Source organism: Teichococcus globiformis (genome assembly GCF_042646265.1).
GTDB classification, from domain to species: domain Bacteria; phylum Pseudomonadota; class Alphaproteobacteria; order Acetobacterales; family Acetobacteraceae; genus Pseudoroseomonas; species Pseudoroseomonas globiformis.
Window position 1 is genome coordinate 254817 of sequence record NZ_JBHRTN010000004.1, and the last position, 17948, is coordinate 272764.

General features: G+C 66.7%; 19 protein-coding genes and 1 tRNA gene. 11 read left to right on the forward strand and 9 right to left on the reverse strand.

Going from position 1 to position 17948, the window contains the following annotated elements; all coding sequences use genetic code 11:
• Positions 1-87 precede the first annotated feature (87 nt).
• Positions 88-1533 (reverse strand): alkaline phosphatase, encoded by a 1446-nt coding sequence (locus ACFOD4_RS03060; protein ID WP_379593800.1) that lies wholly within the window; start codon positions 1531-1533, stop codon positions 88-90.
• A gap of 349 nt (positions 1534-1882) precedes the next feature.
• On the opposite strand from ACFOD4_RS03060, the gene ACFOD4_RS03065 reads away from it, so the two are divergent.
• Complete coding sequence (locus ACFOD4_RS03065; RefSeq protein WP_379593802.1) at positions 1883-2242, forward strand: phage holin family protein; 360 nt, start codon at positions 1883-1885, stop codon at positions 2240-2242.
• A gap of 39 nt (positions 2243-2281) precedes the next feature.
• Here the strand turns inward: ACFOD4_RS03065 and phbB are convergent, their stop codons facing one another.
• The gene (gene phbB, locus ACFOD4_RS03070; RefSeq protein ID WP_379593813.1) at positions 2282-3004 is read right to left on the reverse strand and encodes an acetoacetyl-CoA reductase; all 723 of its coding nucleotides are present in this window, start codon (positions 3002-3004) and stop codon (positions 2282-2284) included.
• Positions 3005-3323: 319 nt separating this feature from the next.
• Between phbB and ACFOD4_RS03075 the strand changes: the two genes are divergently transcribed.
• Together ACFOD4_RS03075 and ACFOD4_RS03080 are read left to right on the forward strand one after the other, a co-directional pair.
• The gene (locus ACFOD4_RS03075; RefSeq protein ID WP_379593819.1) at positions 3324-3533 is read left to right on the forward strand and encodes a hypothetical protein; all 210 of its coding nucleotides are present in this window, start codon (positions 3324-3326) and stop codon (positions 3531-3533) included.
• A gap of 100 nt (positions 3534-3633) precedes the next feature.
• On the forward strand, positions 3634-3822 hold the full coding sequence (locus ACFOD4_RS03080) for a soj family protein (RefSeq protein WP_379593824.1): 189 nt from the start codon (positions 3634-3636) through the stop codon (positions 3820-3822).
• A gap of 33 nt (positions 3823-3855) precedes the next feature.
• Here ACFOD4_RS03080 and glcF read toward each other — a convergent pair whose 3' ends face one another.
• Positions 3856-5187: a glycolate oxidase subunit GlcF gene (gene glcF / locus ACFOD4_RS03085; protein WP_379593832.1), complete on the reverse strand. Its 1332-nt coding sequence runs from the start codon at positions 5185-5187 to the stop codon at positions 3856-3858.
• Between the two features lie 196 nt (positions 5188-5383).
• Here glcF and ACFOD4_RS03090 point away from each other — a divergent pair, with 196 nt between their 5' ends.
• The gene (locus tag ACFOD4_RS03090; protein WP_379593844.1) at positions 5384-6784 is read left to right on the forward strand and encodes a CoA transferase; all 1401 of its coding nucleotides are present in this window, start codon (positions 5384-5386) and stop codon (positions 6782-6784) included.
• A gap of 12 nt (positions 6785-6796) precedes the next feature.
• Here the strand turns inward: ACFOD4_RS03090 and ACFOD4_RS03095 are convergent, their stop codons facing one another.
• From ACFOD4_RS03095 to ACFOD4_RS03110, 4 genes are all read right to left on the reverse strand, one after another.
• The gene (locus ACFOD4_RS03095) at positions 6797-8011 is read right to left on the reverse strand and encodes an FAD-binding protein (RefSeq protein WP_379593846.1); all 1215 of its coding nucleotides are present in this window, start codon (positions 8009-8011) and stop codon (positions 6797-6799) included.
• A complete protein-coding gene (locus tag ACFOD4_RS03100; protein ID WP_379593866.1) occupies positions 8008-9465 on the reverse strand; it encodes an FAD-linked oxidase C-terminal domain-containing protein in 1458 nt (485 codons plus the stop codon). The genes ACFOD4_RS03095 and ACFOD4_RS03100 overlap by 4 nt, the downstream gene beginning before the upstream one ends.
• Positions 9466-9629: 164 nt before the next feature.
• Positions 9630-9755, reverse strand: coding sequence for a type B 50S ribosomal protein L36 (ykgO, locus tag ACFOD4_RS03105; protein WP_120639961.1), 126 nt, complete (start codon positions 9753-9755; stop codon positions 9630-9632).
• Between the two features lie 48 nt (positions 9756-9803).
• Positions 9804-9950, reverse strand: coding sequence for a hypothetical protein (locus ACFOD4_RS03110; RefSeq protein WP_379593874.1), 147 nt, complete (start codon positions 9948-9950; stop codon positions 9804-9806).
• A gap of 527 nt (positions 9951-10477) precedes the next feature.
• Here ACFOD4_RS03110 and ACFOD4_RS03115 point away from each other — a divergent pair.
• Positions 10478-10744, forward strand: coding sequence for a hypothetical protein (locus ACFOD4_RS03115; RefSeq protein WP_379593892.1), 267 nt, complete (start codon positions 10478-10480; stop codon positions 10742-10744).
• Between the two features lie 198 nt (positions 10745-10942).
• Here the strand turns inward: ACFOD4_RS03115 and ACFOD4_RS03120 are convergent, their stop codons facing one another.
• On the reverse strand, positions 10943-11845 hold the full coding sequence (locus ACFOD4_RS03120) for a hydrogen peroxide-inducible genes activator (protein WP_379593917.1): 903 nt from the start codon (positions 11843-11845) through the stop codon (positions 10943-10945).
• 133 nt (positions 11846-11978) lie between these two features.
• Here ACFOD4_RS03120 and ACFOD4_RS03125 point away from each other — a divergent pair, with 133 nt between their 5' ends.
• Together ACFOD4_RS03125 and ACFOD4_RS03130 are read left to right on the forward strand one after the other, a co-directional pair.
• On the forward strand, positions 11979-12551 hold the full coding sequence (locus tag ACFOD4_RS03125; RefSeq protein WP_379593923.1) for a peroxiredoxin: 573 nt from the start codon (positions 11979-11981) through the stop codon (positions 12549-12551).
• 166 nt (positions 12552-12717) lie between these two features.
• Positions 12718-13245, forward strand: coding sequence for a carboxymuconolactone decarboxylase family protein (locus ACFOD4_RS03130; RefSeq protein ID WP_379593939.1), 528 nt, complete (start codon positions 12718-12720; stop codon positions 13243-13245).
• A 309-nt stretch (positions 13246-13554) separates the two neighbouring features.
• On the opposite strand, the gene ACFOD4_RS03135 is transcribed toward ACFOD4_RS03130, so the two are convergent.
• On the reverse strand, positions 13555-14433 hold the full coding sequence (locus ACFOD4_RS03135; protein WP_379593965.1) for an N-formylglutamate amidohydrolase: 879 nt from the start codon (positions 14431-14433) through the stop codon (positions 13555-13557).
• 170 nt (positions 14434-14603) lie between these two features.
• Here ACFOD4_RS03135 and ACFOD4_RS03140 point away from each other — a divergent pair.
• The 4 genes from ACFOD4_RS03140 to ACFOD4_RS03155 all read left to right on the forward strand — a co-directional run bounded on the left by ACFOD4_RS03140 (position 14604) and on the right by ACFOD4_RS03155 (position 17801).
• Positions 14604-14678, forward strand: a tRNA-Val gene (locus ACFOD4_RS03140).
• A gap of 282 nt (positions 14679-14960) precedes the next feature.
• A complete protein-coding gene (gene dctP / locus ACFOD4_RS03145; protein ID WP_379593982.1) occupies positions 14961-15956 on the forward strand; it encodes a TRAP transporter substrate-binding protein DctP in 996 nt (331 codons plus the stop codon).
• Positions 15956-16510 carry a TRAP transporter small permease gene (locus ACFOD4_RS03150; RefSeq protein ID WP_379593986.1) on the forward strand — a complete coding sequence of 185 codons (555 nt, stop codon included), beginning with the start codon at positions 15956-15958 and terminating at the stop codon, positions 16508-16510. The genes dctP and ACFOD4_RS03150 overlap by 1 nt, the downstream gene beginning before the upstream one ends.
• 10 nt (positions 16511-16520) lie before the next feature.
• Positions 16521-17801 (forward strand): TRAP transporter large permease, encoded by a 1281-nt coding sequence (locus ACFOD4_RS03155; protein ID WP_379593988.1) that lies wholly within the window; start codon positions 16521-16523, stop codon positions 17799-17801.
• Positions 17802-17948: the final 147 nt, after the last annotated feature.

Consider the following 17948-nt stretch of genomic DNA (forward strand, 5'->3'; position numbering starts at 1 on the left):
GCTGTGTCCACACGGAAACGGGCGGCGCACCTCCCGGCGCGCCGCCCCCTGCATCAACCACGGCCGAGAGCCGGAAGGCACGACCCCTCAGGCGGCCAGCAGGTCAGCCTCGGGCTGGAACTTCCAGCCGCAGCCCGCATCTTCGGGCGTCGGCACTTCGGCCACGTCCTTGGCACCTAGTCCCATCGCGGCATACGCGGCGTCGAACACGTCGGTGTTGTCGAGATAGGTGTAGCCCATCTCGCGGTAGGCGTAGTTGCCAAGTCCCGGATCGATGCGGGTGGCGGCGTCGGCCAGGAGCTCGGAGCCCGCGCCCTTGGCCCACAGCGGCACCAGCTCATTGGTGTGGTTGCCGGTGTGCCAGGAGACGCCCGGAAGGTTGCCTGCGCCGTTGTTCTGCACCGGCTGGAATGCGTCGGTGGTGGCGTCGGGGCCGAGCAGCAGGCCGTTACCATGGTCGGTGGTGACCACCACCATGGTCTCGTCCCAGGAAGAGTTCGTTTCGACCCAGTTCACCACCGACTCGACGGTCTGGTTGAAGGCGATCTGCTCTTCCAGGATGCGCTCCAGGTCATTGGCGTGGGCGGCCCAGTCTACCGCGCCGCCCTCGACCATCAGGAAGAAGCCTTCATCGTTCTGGCCCAGGACGTTCAACGCGCCCTCAGCCATGGTGGAAAGCTCGGGCATGCTGTCGAGCATCCCGGCGCCCTCGTCCCGGCCCTGCTGCAGGGTCGAGCCGTTGCGGAAAGTGCCCAGGATCTTCTCGCCATCGGCCAGCGTGTAGGAGCCGTCCGCCAGGGCCTCGAACTGCGCCATGCTGTCGATGAAGCTGTAATCCGTGTTGCCCGACATCACCTCCATGAAGGTCTCGGCGCCACCGACATAATTGTAGTCGTCCGGGCTGGTCGGGATGCGGAACTCGCCGTTCGCGTCGTAGAATGGATGACCGCCGCCCATGATGACAGAGGCCTGGCCGCTCTCGATCATCTCCTTGGAAATGCTGGCGTAGTCGTTCCGGCTCTCGTTGTGCGCGGCAAAGGCGGCCGGCGTAGCGTGCGACCACTGCACGGAGGTGACGACCCCCAGCGCCTTGCCGGCCTCAACCACATAGTCGCCGATGTTCATCAGCTTGTTGCCATTGTTGTCGTAGCTGATGGCGTTGTTGTAGGTCTTCACACCCGTTGACAGGGCAGTGCCGGCGGCGGCGCTGTCGGTAACGTTCTCGCGCAGGTACTCGTAGCCCTCGAAGGCGGCGGGGTATTCACCGAACATTCCCTCGGCTGGCGCGGCGTTCCACACCTTGGTGAAATCATACCCAAGCGCCTGGCCATCCACCCCGCCCTCATCGAAGGTCGGGGTGGAGGAGGTGGTCAGCGGGTAAGTGGTCATGTAGCCCTGGACGGGAAAGTCGTCATAGGCCTGTTGACCCAGCTCACCATGCTGGAAGTAGCTGGCCGCGTCCCAGGTGCCGACACCGGCCCCGTCGGAAATCAGGAGAATGACGTTTTTCGCTGCGGGCGTGGTGTCGGCCATGTTGGCGGATGCTCCCAATCAGGAATGCTGTTCCTGGCGCCGCCAGGGCGCCGTGCCGCGAGCATTAACTTTGCCATGTGAAACCTGTGCGACAGCTTTCCTAACGAACGGTTAAGACCACAGCGGAAAACCTCCGGATCCGTGGGATGCGACGAAATTCCTTCCGGTCCCGCATCGTCATTACGCTCAGGTTTGGTCTTGAACTGCCCGGCAGCCGGTCGGTGTGAGTTGGCTTCGTTGTGACTCGCGTTGCCGCGGAAACTGCACATGCGGCAGCCCGGACAGCATTGCCATGCAACCGCCAAGGCGCAGCCGCGTTGCGCCGCGGGAACAGGCTTGGAGAGTTGTCATGGGTTTTCTGCTGCGCACGCTGATCACGGCGGTCGGGTTCTGGGTCGCGGAATGGCTGATCGACGGCATCAGTTTCTCCGGCCCGATCGTCACCATCATCGCCGCCATCGTCTTTGGCGTGGTGAACGCCCTGATCCGGCCGGTCCTGATGCTGCTGACCCTGCCGCTGAACCTCATCACCCTTGGGCTGTTCACCCTGGTAGTGAACGCGGCCATGCTGGGGCTGACGGCACTGGTGATGCCAGGAATGCGGATCGACGGCTTCGGGGCGGCCTTTATCGGCGCCATCATCGTCGCGGTCGTATCCTGGGCCGCCAACAAGATGGTGGTCGATCGCGAGGCGGCCGCCAACCGTTAAGCAAACCGGGCGGGGCCAGGCCCCGCCCCGGCCCTGTCCTTAGTACATGTGCTGGCCGCCATTGATCGACAGTGTCGATCCGGTGATGAAATCGGCCTCATCGGCAGTCAGGAAGCAGACGCCGCGGGCAATGTCATCCGCAGTGCCGAGCCTGCCGCGTGGAATGCGGGCGATGATCTTCTGCAGCACGTCGTCAGGCACGGCGCGAACCATTTCCGTATCCACATAGCCGGGGGCGATGGCGTTAACCGTGATGCCGGCCTTGGCGCCTTCCTGGGCGAGCGCCTTGGTGAAGCCGTGGATTCCCGACTTGGCGGCGGCATAATTCACCTGACCGTACTGGCCGGCCTGTCCGTTGATCGAGCCGATGTTGACGATGCGGCCGAATTTGCGGCTGCTCATCCCTTCCCACACCAGCTTGCAGAGGTTGAAGCAGGAGCCGAGATTGGTGTCGATCACCGCATCCCACATCTCCCGGTCCATCTTCTTCATGGTGTTGTCCCGGGTGATGCCGGCATTGTTCACCAGGATCTCGACCGGGCCATGCTCGGCTTCCACCTTGCTCATCGCGGCGCGGCAGGCCTCGAAGTCCGATACGTCGAACTTCACGGTAGGAATGCCTGTGCGCTCGGTGAAGGCCTGCGCGGCGGCGTCGTTGCCCGCATAGGAGGCGACAACCTTGCGGCCGGCCTTTTGCAGTTGCTCGCTGATGGCGGCGCCGATGCCCCGCTGCCCGCCAGTGACCAGGGCCACTCTTGCCATGGGGACGATCCCTCCCTGTTTGTGATGGGCGGGGCCACCAAGGCCCCACGCCGACATCGCATCACACCGCCAACACGGATGCCACGTCCTTGTTGCGGATCAAGCCCCTGATCGGGGTTTCAGGCGCTTCAACCCACGGACAGGTGGAGATTGGATACGGGCATACGCATATCTGGCGTGAAGCCCTGGCAGGATTGCAACACCGGCCATCAAGTTTTCCCCGGAGCACACTTGTTGGTTGCAAGGACGGTGGATTCTTCGTAATCGCGAAGTTGTGATAGTTCAGCACCCCCGCTGACATCCTTTCAGGCTGGACATGATGACCGCCTTAGCCACCCCCGCCGCCGCTGAAGATCCGACAGAACCCAAGCAGGTGGACCGTGACGCCCTGGTGATGATGCTGTCCTACATCGAGTCCGAATGCCGTCGGCTCGGGGCGGTGGATGCGGCACGCCATACCGCGATGGCTGCGGCCCTGCTGCCGGAGCATCTGCGTGGCACGTTTGGTGTGACAGTTTCGCTTCAGTAGAAGCGGCCGGCTGCCACTTCCCGCGCTTTTTCCTGGCCGCACGGCGCCTGGCCGTGTATGCGGCGCCCCTCATCACAACGTCATTGCAGGCGCACGCTCCATGGACACCCCGATCGCCGCGGTCCTCTGGCCTCATCAGGCGCAGCGTGACCTCGCTGCCGTGCTGCGGCTGTTGAGCCATGCGGAGCGCGTCTGCCTGGAGGCCGGATCGGAAGAAGCCGCCGGCCTGGTCGCCGAAGCCCTGGCCGTGCTGGCGCGCGACGGCGCGGCGCGCAAGCTCGCCGCCTGAGGCGGACAGGCCGGGCGCCTGGCGGCCTTTAGGTCAGGCGGTGCCGTTCACGGTGCCCGCTGAGGAACAGGCCGACGGACAGGGTCCCCCGGCCATCCAGTCCAGCAACTCCACCGTGTGCACCACCGGCAGCCCGCCGCCGCCCAACTGGGTGAGGCAGCCGATATTGCCGCTGGCCACCAGCACCGCGCCGGTTTTCTCAAGCTGGGCCCGCTTGCGCGCGCCAAGGCGCGAGGCGATCTCGGGTTGCATCAGGTTGTAGGTGCCGGCGGAGCCGCAGCAGAGATGCGCCTCGGCTGGCTCGCGCACGGTGAAGCCGGCCCGGGCGAGCAATTGCTTGGGCGCCGCCGTCACCTTCTGGCCATGCTGAAGGCTGCAGGCGGCGTGGTAGGCGACTGTCAGACCCGGCGCCGGCCGCGTGGGTGCGTAGCCGAACTGCACCAGCACTTCCGAGATGTCGCGCGCAAGCCCGGCCACGGTCGCGGCACGCTCCGGCCAGGGACCGGACTCGGCGCGGAACATGAAGCCGTAATCCTTCACGGTGGTGCCGCAGCCGGACGCGTTGATGACCACGGCATCGAGGCCCTCACCCTCGATCTCCCGCATCCAGGCTTCGATATTGGCGCGGGCGTGGGCCATGGCCGGATCGTGCTGTCCCATGTGGTGATTCAAGGCGCCACAGCATCCCTGACCGGCACTGACCACCACCTCGATGCCCATCCGGGTCAGCAGCCGGATCGTCGCCTCGTTGATGGAGGGCGACAGCACCGTCTGCGCGCACCCGGTCAGCAACGCCACGCGGCCGCGCCGCTGTCCCTGGGCAGGGTGCACCTGCGGGCGGGCACTGTCGCCCGCCGACGGCAGATGTTGCGGCGCCAAGGCCAGCATGGCGCGGAGCCGCCGCACCATGGTGCCCTGCCCCGGCAGCAGGCCGACGGCCCGGCGCCCCAGCCCGGCTCCGGCCAGCGCCAGGCGGAACCGCCTTGGATAAGGCAGCACCGAGCCCAGCAGGCGACGCAGCAGACGTTCCGGCCAGGGGCGGCGGTATGTTTCCTCGATATGGCGGCGGGCATGGTCCACCAGATGCATGTAGTTCACGCCGGAGGGGCACGTCGTCATGCAGGACAGGCAGGACAGGCAGCGATCCACATGCCGCACCACCGGCTCGGTGGCCGGACCGCCGCTCTCCAGCATGTCCTTGATCAGGTAGATGCGCCCCCGCGGGCTGTCCAACTCATCGCCCAGCAGCACAAAGGTCGGGCAGGTGGCGGTGCAGAAGCCGCAATGCACGCAGCGGCGCAGAATGTCGTTGGATTCCCGGAGGTCCGGGTCCGTCAGCCGTTCCGGCGCGAAGCTTGTCTGCATCCCGTGTTCATCCCCCTCAGAACACTCAAAGTGGCGGCGAAGCAGGGCGCCGGCAAGGCGTCGGACGAATGGCTCAATGCCTTCCAGACTTCCGTCCCAAGGCAACAAGCCGGCATTCCGGTCTCCACGCGCCGCATGGCTTGCCGAGCCCGCGCGGGGTGGAGAAACTTCTCCGCAGCCGCAGAGGAGCCTTGCCGTGCCAACCCACGCCCATGCCGCTTTGCGCGCCCTGCTGCACGAAGCCGCCTTGCCGGCGGCGCTGGCGGAGGCTGCGACACTGTCCGGTAGCGGACCTGGTCTGCCATCCTCGTTCCGGGTCGGCGCAGCCGCCCAGGCCAGCATCGCCGCCGCCGCCCTGGCCGCCACGGAGATCCACAGGCGCCGCGGGGGTCTACCGCAGGCCGTTGCGGTGGATCAGCGCCACGCGCTCGCGGAGTTCCGCAGCGAGCGTCACCTGCGCGTTGGGGGCAAACCGCCGCCCGATCCATGGGATGCTCTGGCCGGGCTGTATCGCTGCGGCGACGGCGGTTCCGTGCGACTGCACACCAACTTTCCGCATCACCGCGACGGCATCCTGGCGCTGCTGGGCAGCATCCCACCGCGGCGGGATGCTGTCGCCGCCGCCCTGCAGCAGCGCGGAGCAGCCGAATTCGAGGCCGCAGCGGCCGAAGCCGGACTTTGCGTCGCCATGCTGCGCGACAAGGTGAACTGGCGGGCACATCCGCAGGCCACGGCGCTGCGCGGCCAGCCTCCCTTTATCCTGGAGCGCATCGGCGATGCGCCGCCCGTACCCCTGCCGCCGGCCGCTGACCGACCCCTTGCAGGACTGCGGGTGCTGGAGATGACCCGCATCATCGCCGGGCCGGTGGCGGGCCGCTGCCTCGCCGCGCATGGCGCCGAAGTGCTGCATGTCAGCGCGCCGCACCTGCCGACCATCGCCGCGCTCGACATGGATACGGGGCGCGGCAAGCGGGGCGCCCAGCTCGACCTGCGGCGGGTCGGGGAGGCCGCACGGCTGGAAACGCTGCTCCGGGAGGCGGATGTGTTTCTGCAATCCTTCCGGCCAGGGGCGTTGGAGAGGCTGGGCTTCGGCCCGGCAAGCGCCGCGGCGGCGCGTCCGGGGATCGTCTATGCCAGCCTCTCCGCCTACGGGCATCTCGGACCCTGGTCCATGCGGCGCGGCTTCGACTCGCTGGTGCAGACCGTCACCGGCTTCAACCAGGACGAGGCCGATGCGGCCGACGCCCCCGGCAATCCAAAGCCGCTCCCCTGCCAGGCGCTGGATCATGCCTCAGGCTACCTCCTGGCGTTGGGCGCCATGGTGGCGCTGATGCGGCGAGCGGAGGAAGGCGGATCCTGGCTCGTGCGGGTTTCTCTGGGTGCCACCGCCGAATGGCTGCGCAGTCTGGGCCGGCTGCCGCATGGCTTTGACGCCCCTGATCCGGGCCAAGCCGAGATCGCTGACCTGCTGGAAGAACATGACGGGGCGCGGGGGCGCGTCGCCGCCATCCGCCACGCCGCCATCCTGACGGAAACCCCGGCCGGCTGGCACAGGCCCGCCCCGCTGCCGGGGCGCGATGCGGCGGAGTGGATCTGAACGGCAAGGTGTTCAGCCGGCGACCCCGGCCGCGCGCATGCGACCCGGATTGAGCAGTCCGCCCGGATCCAGGGTCCGCTGCACCCTGGCGCCAATGGCTGCCAGCGCCGGCACCTCCTCAGGCAACACGGGAAGCACGGTCCGCATCGGGTCGGGCGCGCGGAACAAGGTGAACACGCCGCCTGCCTCGGCAACCGCCGCCATCACCGCCACATGAGAGCCGGTTTCGGCGGGACCGGCCACCCAGATCAGGCCGCCGCCCCAATCGAACAGCATCCGCGCTTCAAAGGCGTCACCGATCCGCCTGGCAACCTCCGGCGCGAAGGACGGCTTTACCGAGATGCGCCACACAGCCTGATCCGGCGCCGCCTGGAGTAGCGTTGCGTCCCTCACACCTTGCCAAAGCCGGCTGGATGGCTCCACCTCCAGGAGCCGAACGGTTCCAAAGGGCTCCAGCACCTTCTGCAAGGCTTGTGTCCGGCGGAACAGGAAACGCGTGAAATCTTCCAGCCGCAACAATGCGGCAGGCCTCCCGCCATCTTGCTTGCCATCCGGTAAGCCCCTGGACAGCAGAGCGGCACCGCTGACGCCGAAAGGACTGCCCAGGCCGGCGGAAAGGGCCGCCACGCCCTCGGCCAGGCTGTTGACGGTCACGGCAAGCGTCGCCTGCGCTTCCGGCCGCGGGGCGAGCTTCAGCGTCACCTCCGTCAGCACGGCCAAGGTTCCATGGCTGCCGGCGAGCAGCTTGCACAGATCAAGTCCCGTGACGTTCTTATGCACGCGCCCACCGGAGCGGATCACCTCCGCATCCCCGGTCACTGCACGCACACCCAGAAGCTGGTCGCGCAGAGCGCCGCCCGGCCCGATGCGCCGCGGCCCGGACAGGTTGGCCGCCACCATGCCGCCAATGGTGGATCCACGCTCGTGACCAAACAGCGCGGCAAAATCCGGCGGCTCGGCGGGCAGCATCTGGTTGTGCCGCAGGAGCTCAGCTTCGATCTCGGCAACCGGCGTACCGGCGCGGGCCGACAGCACCAGCTCGGCGGGCTTGTAGAGGGTGATGCCAGACAACCCGGCCAGCGACAGCGTCGCTGCCGCCTGCACCGGGCGCAGCATGCCTCGCTTGGAGCCGTTGCCCTCGATCGCCAGGGGTGTGCCGTCCGCCACCGCGCTGCGCACCGCCTGCACCACGCCCGCCTCATCGGCGGGGCGGATCGGCTGGCTCATCGGGCGCGCTCCAGCAACGGGTTGTTTTCCAGCGGAAAGACCTTGGCGGGGTTCAGCAGCCAGGCGGGATCGAAGGCGGTCTTGATGGCGCGCTGCCGGGTCAGCTCGGCCTCGGTGAACTGGACGTTCATCAGGTCGCGCTTCTCGACGCCGACGCCGTGCTCGCCGGTGAGGCAGCCGCCCACCTCGACGCAAAGCTTCAGGATGTCGGCACCGAAGGCCTCGGCCTTGAGGAAGCTTTCGGGGTTGTTGGCGTCGAACATGATCAGCGGGTGCAGATTGCCGTCGCCGGCATGGAAGATGTTGGCGACCTTGAGGCCGTAGCTGTCCGACATCTCGCCGATCCGCCGCAGCACATGCGGCAGCTCGCCCGTGGGAATCGTCCCGTCCATGCAAAGATAGTCGGGGCTGATGCGCCCCACGGCGCCGAAGGCACCCTTGCGCCCCTTCCAGATGGCCAGGCTCTGCTCAGCGGTTTCGGCCACCCGCAGGCTGATGGGATCGAAGCGATTGCAGATTTCCGCGAGGCGGCCCAGCAGGTCATCCTGCTCTTCCGTGTTGCCCTCGACCTCGATGATCAGCATGGCCTCCGCATCCAGCGGATACCCGGCATTGGCGAAGACCTCGCAAGCATGGATCGCGGGGCGGTCCATGAATTCCAGGGCCACGGGAATGATGCCGCTGCCGATCATGGCGTCCACCGCCTCCCCGGCCACCTCGTTGGAGCGGAAGGCAGCCAGCATGGCGCGTTGCCCCTCGGCGGCGCGCAGGATGCGCACCGTGACCTCGGTGACCAGGCCGAGTTGTCCTTCCGAGCCGGTGATGAGCCCCAGCCAGTCGTATCCCGCGGCATCCAGGTGCCCGCCGCCAATGCGGATCACCTCCCCCTCTATGGTGACAAAGGTGACCCCCAGCAGATTGCCGGCGGTGACGCCGTATTTCAGGCAGTGCGCGCCGCCCGAGTTCATCATGACGTTGCCGCCGATCATGCAGGCGAGCTGGCTCGATGGGTCAGGGGCGTAGAAAAACCCCTCCTCCGCCACCGCCTGGGTAATGCCGAGATTGGTCACACCGGCCTCGACCACCGCCAGCCGGTTCTCGTAATCGACCTCCAGGATGCGGTTCATCCGCATCAGCCCGATGACCACCGCATCGGCCAATGGCAGTGCGCCCCCGGACAGGCTGGTTCCCGCACCGCGCGGCACGACGCGGATGCCCTCCGCCTGGCAGTAGCGCAGCACGGCGGCCACCTGCTCGGTGCTTTCGGGCAGCACGACGGCCAGCGGCGGCTGGCGGTAGGCGGAAAGCCCGTCTGTCTCATAGGCGCGCAACCGCACCGGGTCGCCGATCACGGCCGGGCCGAACGGCCCCTCCGGCAGGATGGCCTGGAGCGCGCCCAGAATCTCGTCCCGGCGCTGCAGGATCCGGGGGTCGGGTGCCGGCAGGGCGATCATGCGCCTTCCTCCTCGTCATTTGCCTCGGAGGATGGGGCGCCGCAGGGCGAGGCACAAGAAGGACGGCAAAGCAGGAGCCGGAAACGCAAGCGACGCCGGAGCCTTAGGGCACCGGCGTCGCTGCATCTCGCAAACCCATGCAGACGCCGAAGCGCCTGCCGCAATCAGCCCTGGCGGACCTTCATGCGAGGATTCTTCTTGTTCAGCACGTAAAGACGGCCGCGGCGGCGAACCACGACGCAGTTCTTGTCGCGCGTCTTGGCGCTCTTCAAGCTGTTCCGGATCTTCATGACCAACCCTCTTCGAGCCGGCGCGTTTAGGGGTGCGGCACGCGGATGTCAACCATTTCGCCGCGCCATGGCCTGCAGCACGCGAAACAGCTCGCCACGCCATCCATTCATTCCGGCAGCGCCGCGGCCCTGGTGGCGGCGGCGAACCACCTCGCGCAGCAGCACCCGCAAAATCTCGTTGTCGTTGTTTATCACGCTGGACCTAACGCATGGCGAAGCGGCCACGTTGCTGCTTGCTTTCCCTCGCTTGCCATTCGATCGCCTGGCCGGTGCGGCCTTCACGTCGTGCCCAGTCACCACAGGCGATGCCGCCATCATTGCTCGCCAACCATCGTAACCCACCTTCTGCCCGCGCTCTCGCTCTAGTCCGCCTTCCTGTCGTTGTGCCCATTTCACCACCGCGCCGGAAATCACCCTGTCGTTACAGTAAAAAAACGGTTGTCGAGGGCAGAGTGCGGAACAAACCCTACGCCGGAGCCGGCCTTTCAGGGCAGAGTTTCGGTGCGGCACACCACTCCTCCGGACTGTGCCGCCATTTGCCGGCCTGGCCTGTCGGGCCGCCCAGCAGGATGATCCATGACCGCAGCCGGTGAGACACCATCCTCGCCCTGCCGGGCCGGCGGCATCTGAGGCCATTAGGTCGATGCTTGTGCAGGCTTTGGCGGGCGAGCACCTATCACGATCGCAAGCCCATCGTGGGTCACGGTGACGTCGAGACCTGCATGATGCGCGGAGCCATCGAACCGGTCCATGCACCGTCAGGCTTCCTGAACATCGCGCTTGACGGCCAGGGCGACGATCAGTTCCGCAACACCGTACTGGCAACATCCTTCGTATCGGGAATGGCTGAAGCTACAGAGTGCCTTCGGCCTGATCGATACAGCATGGAGGTTCGGGTGGAGCTGCCTGCCACCACCGCCGGGCCCGACTTTGCGCTGGAAGCCTTGCCCCGATCGGCAGCCATGTCCTTCTGCAGGGCCAGCCGCTGAACCCCGCCCGCTTCGTGATCCACGAGGAAGGCGGAACTTGCCGATGGCTTCTCCAGCATCAATGCCGACCCGCCTGTCGAGCTGCCCCACCGGATGGCCGCCACCGGCGCCATCGCTCCGCTGGACGCCACGCCGGAGAAGATGAACCTGCCGATCGCCTGTCGGCCAGCGCCAAGTTCGACGTGGCCTTGGGCGGCATCAGCCGGCCATGGCCTCGGCGATGGTTTCCGCCATGCCACGGAACTCGGCGGCGCGGGGCGAGCGGGCGCGCCAGGCCAGCCCCAGCTCCCGCCCTTCCGGCTCCGCCAGCGGCTTCAGCACCACGGGCGTGCCGGCAACAACCCCACCATCCACCGCGAGCCTGGGCAACAGCGTGACGCCGAGGCCGCCGGCCACCATCTGCGCCAAGGTGTGCAGGCTGGTGGCGGCGAAACTATCCCCGCCCCCCGCGCCTGGCAGGCCGCAGGCCGACAGGGCGTGGTCGCGCAGGCAATGCCCATCCTCCAGCAGCAGCAGCCGCTCGCCGCCCAGCGCCGAGAGCGGCACAGCCTTTTCCGATGCGAGGCGGTGTCCTGGCGGCAGCGCCGCGAGAAAAGGATCTTCGGCGATGCGCAGCGTCTCGGCGTCCGGAATGGCGGCGGGCAGCGCCAGCAACAGCAGGTCGAGCCGTCCACCGGCCAGATCCTCGCCCAGCCGCTCCGTCAGATCTTCCCGCAGCCAGAGTTGCAGCCGGGGAAAGGCGCGGCGCAGCAACGGCATCAGCCGCGGCAGCAGGAAAGGCCCGATAGTAGGGATAACTCCGAGCCGGAGCGGACCGGAAAGCGGCTCGCGCGCCGCTTCTGCTGCTTCGGCAAAGGCCGACAGCGCGGCCAACGCCACCCTCGCGCGGCGCACAAGATCGAGCCCCAGTGGCGTGAAGACCGGGCGCTTCGCCGTGCCCCGCTCCAGGATGGCGGCGCCAAGCTGCCGCTCCAGCGCAATGATGCCGGCAGAAAGGGTCGATTGCGTAACGGCGCAGGAGATGGCGGCTCGGCCAAAATGGCCAAGGTCGGCCAGGGCAACCAAATAGCGGAGTTGTTGCGGAGTTGGGAGGGGGGTCATCGAGCCAGCCGATCATTTCGTCGAAAACTATTCATTGGCATAGCTGCAGTGCAGCATCCATAACAAGCCGCGTGGCCGGTGAGCTTGAGCTTCACCGGAAGAATGACACCGGAATGACAAGGGATTTCCACGCATGCTGACGGTTGGCGACAAGTTCCCCGCTTTCAACCTGGCCGCCGTGAAGGCTGGCCCCGAAGGCCTCGAGGGCCCCGGCAAGTCCTTCACCCAGATCACCAACGAGACCGATGCAGGCAAGTGGAAGGTGGTGTTCTTCTGGCCGAAGGACTTCACCTTCATCTGCCCGACCGAAATCGCTGCCTTTGCCAAGCTGAACGAAGAGTTCGCAGATCGCGACGCGGCGCTGTACGGCGCCTCGACCGACAGCGAGTTCGTGCACCTGAACTGGCGCGTCCACAACGCCGACATCCGTGACCTGGCCATTCCGATGCTGGCCGACACCAAGCGCGAGCTCTCTTCTGCGCTCGGCATCCTCGACAAGAACGAGGGCGTGGCTCTGCGCGCCACCTTCATCGTGGATCCCGAGGGCACGATCCAGTGGGCCTCGGTCAATGGCCTGAACGTCGGCCGCAACCCGCAGGAAGTGCTGCGCATCCTCGACGCGTTGCAGACCGACGAGCTGTGCCCCTGCAACTGGACCAAGGGCGAAGAGGCCCTGAAGCCGCAGGAGATCTTCGAGGCGGCCTGAGGCTCCTCGATCCTTTGGCCGGCGGGGCGACCCGCCGGTCGCCATCCCGTCCGACCACCGCGTCCGCCCCCCGCTTTTTCCGGGCGCGGTACCCCCGGAGCTGGCCCTGCCAGCCCTTCAATCCCCCGACAATTCAAGCCTCAACCCGACCGGAGGTTCCCTTCGCATGTCGCTCGACGCCCTGCGCGCCCGCCTTCCCGAATACGCCAAGGACCTGAAGCTCAACCTCGGCAGTCTCTCCAACGAACCGGTGTTGACCCAGCAGCAGCTCGCCGGCACTTTCGTGGCCAGCGCCCTGGCCAGCCGCAACGCCGAGGTTTCCAAGGCGCTGGTCGCCGAGTTCGGCGCCAAGCTTTCCCCGGAAGCGTTGACCGCCGCCAAGGCCGCCGCCGCCATCATGGGCATGAACAACGTCTACTACCGCTTCGTGCATCTCGTGGGCGGCGATTACGGCACCATGCCGGCCAAGCTGCGCATGAACGTCATCGGCAAGCCCGGCGTTGAAAAGGTGGATTTCGAACTGTGGTCGCTGGCCGTGTCAGCCGTGAATGGCTGCGGCATGTGCATGGAGAGCCACGAGAAGGTCGTTCTGCATGGCGGGTTGAGCAAGGAAGCCGTCCAGGCCGCGGTGCGCATCGCCTCGGTGGTGCATGCGGTGGCCGCCGTGCTGGATGGTGAAGACGCCCTCGCCTGAGGATCTGGATCCCGCCAGCGTTCAGAGCAAGGTGCTCATAAGCCCCGCCTCGGCGGGGTTTCTTTTGGCCCAGGTCAGACTGAAGGGTAAGCCAAATCAAGGGCATGGCGCCCGCGCTCATCGTGGCGGAAAATTTGTGCTGCACCGCGAAAAAATGCTTGCATACGAATGATCTCTCGCCTATGTTTCTTCTCGCAGCAACGCACTGCGTTGTTGTCTTTCTTGGACGTTTCCTCCCTAAACTCGGCGATGCTTCGGCATCGCCTTTTTTTTGTTCCATGCTCTGGATACGACGGGGGAAGCGGCCGATCAGCTCCGCAGGAACTCCCAGTCCAGGGCCATCAGTGTGGCGATCAGGGCGGTGAAGTCGTCGCGCAGACGGGACATGGCCGGGAGTCGCTCGATGGTGGTCTCGTTCATGTAGAGCGCCCGAGCGGTTTCAATCTGCAGCACATGAACGGCATCCCGCGGCCGACCGTAGTGCCGGGTGACATAGCCGCCGGCATAGGGATCATTGCGCCGGACCCGGTAGCCCATGGCCCAGAGCTGCTCCTCCACCCGCCGCACGGCGCGCGGGGCGCAGGAGGTGCCGTGCGCATCGCCCAGGACCATGTCCGGGGCGTTGACGCCATGCGCCGGATGCGCCGGCATGGAATGGCAGTCGATCACAAGGCAACAGCCGAATTCCGCCTTGGTTTCGGCGATCAAGGCCCCCAGCGCTGCGTGGTAGGGTTGCCAGCAACCCTGGACGCGCTCTTCCGCCTCGCGAAAGGGTATGCGGCGGCGATAAACCGGCTCGCCGCTGGCGACCACCCGGGCAATGGTACCGAGGCCCGCCCCGACACGGGGGCTGGCGCTGTTGACCCAGGCCGGCAGCGGCCCGTCGAACATGGTGGGGTCCAGTTCCCAAGGCTCGCGATTGGCGTCGCAAAAGACACGGGGAAAGGTTGCGGCCAGGAGGGGCGCACCCAAGGCTGGCGCGGCGCTGTACAACTCCTCCACGAAACTGTCTTCCGAACGCCGCACCGCCAAAGCATCCAGCCGCGATTCGGCCAGAAAGGCCGGCGGGTAATGGCGGCCCGAGTGGGGTGAGGCGAAAACCAGCGGAGCACGCTGGTAGTCCGGCCGCAGCAGCAGGAAAGGGCCGGGCTGCGGTGTTTCGGTGATGCTGGGCGCGTGAAGGTCCATAGGGTCGGGCGCGGTACGATCCACAAAAGGGTAGCGGCAGATTGGCAGATCAAGCCACAGCGACGCGCCGCTGTCACGATTCGACGCGCCGCATGCTTTTTCCGGTATTGCCGGCACACTGAGCACTTGCCCTGTTCGCGCCGCCGCGATAGACACCCGGCCCGGTCGATGGGCGCGTAGCTCAGCGGGAGAGCGTCCCCCTGACACGGGGAAGGTCACAGGTTCAATCCCTGTCGCGCCCACCATCCGCCGGAATCCCCCTTCATCGCTGTGTGCTGCACGTCTTCCGGTGCGGTCATGATCGTCTGTTGCCTTGTCTTCGCGGCGATGACGGTTCTGCTCAGCTTGCAGCGCCAAGCGAGGCGCCCTCTCCCGGACACGCTGCAAAATTGCGCCGCCCTGGTTCCTCTTGGAACAAACGGGTCTTCCATTCGGCAAGTGCTTGCTGAAAATACTGCGGACCAGTTGACCTGGGCCGAGGCTCCGACGCAAATCCCCCGTGAGAATGTAACCGGGGAAACATGCCCATGCTCCGCCGCTCAATGCTGCTGGCCACAGCCGCCGGTCTGGCCACCCCTTCGCTGGCGCGGGCGCAACCGGCCGCCGTCACCATGCGGTTGTCGCACCAGTATCCGCCCGCCCACCACATGGGCCAGGCGATCGCCCGTTTCGCTGAACGGGTGAAGAACGAGAGCGCGGGCAGCATCAACGTGCAGGTCTTTCCTGCCGAGCAGCTCGCCAAGGCGAACGAGAACTTTCCCGGTGTGGCACGCGGCGCCTTTGAAGCGGCGGCAGCTGTGAACATCCAGTGGGGCAACACCCTGCCGGAGATGAGTGCGGTTTCCTTGCCCTACCTCTTCACCGATCTGCAGCGCATCAGGAAGTTCCCCGGCTCGGATGCCGCTCGCCGGCTCGAGGGATTGCTGCAGAAGCGTGCGGTGCGCAACCTGATGTGGCTCTACACCACGCGTCAGGCAATCTTCACCAGCAATGCCCGGCCGATCGTCAAGGTCGAAGATTTCCGGGGCCTGAAGATCCGTGGCCTCAATGCCCTCACTGATCATGGCCTCGCCGCGGCCGGTGCGGCACCCTCCGCGATGCCCGGGCCCGAAGTGCCCCAGGCACTGCAATCCGGTGTGCTGGATGCGGGGCTGACTGACTTGTCAGCCGGCGTTTCCCGTCGATTCTACGAATTCCAGAAATACGGCACCGCCGCACCCTATTTCTGCGCGCTGACCCATGTGTACGTGAACCCCCGCTGGTGGAGCGGCCTCGCCGCGGCTCAGCAGGACGTGCTGACCAAGGCAGCGCAGGCCACCGAGCAGGAGCAGTTCCCGCTCACCGAGGAGGTCGCCAGCCGCGCCGTCACCGAGCTGCGCGAGAAGGGCATGACGGTGCACGAACAAACCGCCGAGGAAGCCGCGACCTGGGCCGGCGTGATGCAGAAGCCGGTGGTGGATGCCTTTCTGCGCCTGGCGCCGGAGAACGGCCAGGGCGTGCTCGACGCGTTGAAGGCCCTGTGATGCGGCCTGCCACCCATGGCATTGCCCGGGGCGCCGGCTTGCTGTCGCGCATCGCGGCCTGGATCGCGGGCGGCGCCACGCTGCTGTGCCTGACGCTGGTCTGCGTGTCCGTCGCGGCGCGCTACTTCGCCGGCACACCGTTGCCGGTGCTCGACCGCTGCGCGGGCTGGCTTGTGATCGCCATCGTGATGCTGGCCTCACCGGAAGCGCAGCGTCGCTTCGAGCATATCGGCGTGGATGTGCTGACCGGGCGGCTCACGGGCGTTGCGCGCAGGGCCTCACACCTCTTCGGCACGCTGTCCGTCGCGCTGATCGCCTTTTTGCTGCTGCAATCGGGACTGGAAACGGTGGCCTTCAGCCGCATGATCGGCATCATGACCGAGATCGAGGGCGTGCCTGTCTGGTGGGTGCAGGCGCTGCTGCCGGTGGGCGCCTTTCTGCTGATGCTGGTGGCGCTGAGCCAGGCCGCGCTGCTGATCCTGGGCGGGGAACCCGATCACCTGACGGACAGCACCGCGGAATTGCCGCGCGACACCCTCGCCCGCGGCGAGTGACGAGAGCTCCATGACCTTTTTCCTGCTGCTGGCGGCCTTGCTGGTGCTGCTGTATCTGGGCATGCCGATGTTCGCGGCGCTGTTTCTGCTGCCGCTCAGCGTGCTGCTCTGGGTCGAGGGCGGCCTGCCCGCCCTAGGCGAGATCGTGCTCGGTCAGATCGACGGTTATCTGCTCGTTGCCATTCCGCTCTTCATGTTCATGGCGCATGTGATGGTGCGGGGGCGGGTGGTCGATGACCTTTACTCCGCCGCCTTCGCCATGTTGCGCGGCGTGCGCGGCGGCGTCGGCATCGCCACTGTCGCGGCCTGCACCATCTTCGCCGCGATCTCCGGTTCTTCGGTCGCGACGGCGCTGACGGTAGGCAAGATCGCCATTCCGCAGATGCTGCGCTACGGCATGAGCCGCCGGGGCGCGTTTGGAGTGGTGGCCGGCGGTGGCACGCTGGGCATCCTGATTCCACCCTCGGCGCCGATGGTGCTCTACGCCTACGTCACGGAAACCAGTGTCGGCGCGCTGTTCCTGGCCGGCGTGATCCCCGGGCTGATGATGGCCGGCATGTTCGCGCTGTACTGCTTCCTGACGGAGAGCCATGCCGTCGCGCCTGCCGACGCGCCGCCCCCGGAGAACCCGGCCATCGCTATGGCCCGCGCCGGCTGGTCGCTGTCGCTGCCGATCTTTGTTTTGGGCGGCATCTATCTCGGCATCTTCACCGCGACGGAGGCGGCTGGGACCGGCACGCTCTACGCCATCCTGATCGCCGCGCTGATCTACCGCACACTCACCTGGCGCGACCTGCTGGACGGCGTACAGGAAGCCACGCGCACCAGTGCCATGCTGCTGATGATCATCGCTGCAGCCGCCATCTACGGCTACATGCTGACCAAGCTGCAAGTGCCACAGGAGCTGACGGCGCTGGTGGCCGACTGGAAGCTTTCGCCCACCGGCTTCATCATCGCCATGATGGTGCTGCTGTTCCTGCTGGGGCTGGTCCTGGAAAGCTTCTCCATCATCATGCTGACCATGCCGGCGGTGTTGCCGGTGCTGGACGCGCTGGGCATCGACAAGGTGTGGTACGGCGTGCTCCTGACGCTGAGCCTGGAGATGGCGCTGATCTCGCCGCCCGTGGCGATGAACCTCGTGGTGATCAAGGCCATCACCGGGGCGCCGCTCGGCGAGATCAACCGTTCCATCATTCCCTACATGCTGATGCTGGCTCTCGGCACGGCGCTGATCATCACCTTCCCCGGCATTGCACTGTGGCTCCCGCGGCTCGCCGGGTATGGCGTGTAGCGGCAGCGCCTGCGATCAGTCTGCAAGGGCGGCATCAGGCGGGCCGGGCTGCCCCGTACGGCGGGGCCGCCTTTTGCGCCGTGCCCACCCACCGCAGCACCGTGGCCAACGGAAGGGCCTAGGACACCGCACCAAGCTTGCGGCCTG